Raw genomic sequence first — 459 nt, forward strand, 5'->3', positions numbered from 1 at the left:
GAACGCACCCGATTTCATCAAGGGCGTGATCAACCTGCGCGGCATCATCGTGCCGATCGTCGACATGCGGATCAAGTTCCACCTCGGCCGCGTCGAGTACGACCATCAGACGGTCGTGATCATCCTGAACGTCGCGCACCGCGTCGTCGGGATGGTCGTCGACGGCGTGTCCGACGTGCTCACGCTGTCGACCGAGCAGATCATGCCCGCGCCGGAATTCGGCGGCGTGCTGACGACCGAGTACCTGACGGGCCTCGGCACGGTCGACGGCCGGATGCTGATCCTGATGGACATCGAGAAGCTGATGACGAGCAAGGAGATGGCGCTGATCGAGACGCTCGGCGCATAAGCGGGCGCGACGCACGCAACGCAACTACGGGGAGCTGACGATGCTGCACAACTGGTCGATCCGCACGACGCTGACGGCCGTCGGATTCATGCTGGTGCTCGTCGCCGCGC

At 64.3% G+C, this 459-nt stretch carries 1 protein-coding gene; it reads left to right on the forward strand.

Going from position 1 to position 459, the window contains the following annotated elements:
* A partial coding sequence (locus tag J5M58_RS26790) for a chemotaxis protein CheW (RefSeq protein ID WP_207880397.1) occupies nt 1-349 on the forward strand: 349 nt, incomplete at its 5' end.
* Between the last annotated feature and the right edge of the window lie 110 nt (nt 350-459).

Origin of the sequence: Pseudomonas sp. 32_A, assembly GCF_017490905.1 — a bacterium.
In the GTDB taxonomy this organism is placed as follows: domain Bacteria; phylum Pseudomonadota; class Gammaproteobacteria; order Pseudomonadales; family Pseudomonadaceae; genus Aquipseudomonas; species Aquipseudomonas inefficax.